Annotated in this window: 2 protein-coding genes; both read right to left on the bottom strand. The window is 68.2% G+C overall.

The features are described 5' to 3' along the window. Positions 1–166: 166 nt before the first annotated feature. Complete coding sequence (locus tag D7V88_RS41275; protein WP_120545929.1) at positions 167–1,267, bottom strand: hypothetical protein; 1,101 nt, start codon at positions 1,265–1,267, stop codon at positions 167–169. 77 nt (positions 1,268–1,344) lie between these two features. Then, positions 1,345–1,677, bottom strand: a 333-nt coding sequence (locus D7V88_RS41280) for a hypothetical protein (protein WP_208726758.1), incomplete at its 5' end; no start/stop codon positions are given.

The following is a 1,677-nucleotide window of genomic DNA, read 5'->3' on the forward strand; positions in this document are numbered from 1 at the left end:
GTCCCGGCCCACCCGGTAGGGCGAGGTGTGCACGATGGGATGGGACACCTGTCCCGCCACCGCCGACTCCACCAGCCGCGACTCGTTGGTTCGCGGCGAGGTGGAGGCCCGCGTGGCCGGCTCCATCACGAAAGGCAGGGGGACGTCCATGGCGGGCTCCAGGGCTTCAGCGCATCTGCATGGGCGCGGGGCTGGTGATGCCCAACGTCGTGCGCAGGGTGGGCGTCACACCGCGGAAGGCGCGGCCATCCGGCGTCATCCGGTACGCGGCGATCCACTCTTCGGCCACCGGGCCCAGCGGCATGACCTCCGTCTGGAAGTCTCGGAAGTCGCGCGTCTTGAACGGATTGTCCGCCACGAAGTTGAGCAGCAGCCGTCCGGCGTCCGCCATCTTCGAGCGCTGGGAGATCTCCGCCGCGCCGCCCAGGTAGCGCTGCGACACCACCTCGATGACGTCCCACTTGGTGTTCGCGTCGAAGGCCTTCTTGATGTCGGGCGTCTCCAGCGCGTCCAGGATGGTCTTGAGGTATTCGCCCACTTCCACCGTGAGGGCCAGGATGTTGCCGTAGGTGGCGCGGTCGATCTGCCAGCGCATGTCCGTGCCCAGCCGCTGGATGGTGGCCTGGCTGGCGAAGGGCCGCTCATTCAGGTGCTGCGAGCCGCGGATGACCTCGCCAATCAGCAGGTCGCGGAAGTACTGGGCGATGGCCGACACGAACGCGACGAACTCGCGGTGGAAGTTGCGGAACATCACCGCGCCCGGCGGCGCCGCCAGCGTCCCGTAGTTGAACGCTCGCCGGTACGCGAGCTGCCGGTCGCGTGGCTTGTAGCGGAGCGGCTGGTGCTTCTCCAGGAGGTACAGCGCCCGCGCGCCTGGGCCGCGCTGGATGCGCATGCGCCCGTCATGGAACAGCCGCAGCAGCGCGCCGGCCACCTGGAACACCTTCATCCGGTCGTGCTGGTAGATGTAATAGAGCTCCGCGGTCGCGTGGAGCTGCGTCTCGATGACCGACTCGTCGAAGTCCTGGACGAGCACCGGCCGGCTGATGGAGTCGAAGGACGAAGAGCCCTCCTTGCCCAATCCCATCAGGTCCGAGAATAGGGACGCGGTATGGCCATTGGAGGCGCTGGCGAGCAGCTCTCCCTCCCGCGCGGAGAGCTGCTTCTGCAGCTCCGCGCGCTCCGCATCCGAGGAGACGTTGGAGAGGACCTCGCGCTTCCACTGCGCGAAGAGACGTTGCAGGGCTTCTGCCGTACCGATGCTCATGGCATGCCACCTGGTTCAAGCATGGAGAGAGGATGGATGTGTTCCGGCTTCGCGGGCACGTTCAGGGCGTTCCGCATTCAGGGCTTCCGGGGGTGACGGACGTGGCGGCGGGTGTGGCCCGCCTTGGTGTAGCCGTTGACCGCCGCGGGCTTGCCGTCCGAGCCATGCGGTTGCTTCCCGGCCAGGAGGCGCTCCACGGCCTTGAGCTGGTCGGAGAACGCCTGCTCCAACTGCCGCGCCAGCTCCGGCCCCTGGGCCTCCAGCCGCTTGTCCAGCTCCGTGAGGATCTGCGCCCGGTTCTGATGGATGAGCGTGGTGACCTCCTCCATGCTCGCTCCGCCGGACGCGCTCGCCTCGCCCATCGCTTCCCGGGCCCTGGGAGGAGGCGGCGGATTGGGATTGGGGGGCGG

Origin of the sequence: Corallococcus terminator (genome assembly GCF_003611635.1) — a bacterium.
In the GTDB taxonomy this organism is placed as follows: domain Bacteria; phylum Myxococcota; class Myxococcia; order Myxococcales; family Myxococcaceae; genus Corallococcus; species Corallococcus terminator.

Bases quoted from the DNA above. Each gene is read 5' to 3' on its own strand.
- D7V88_RS41275 (WP_120545929.1), bottom strand. From the start codon at position 1,267: ATGAGCATCGGTACGGCAGAAGCCCTGCAACGTCTCTTCGCGCAGTGG.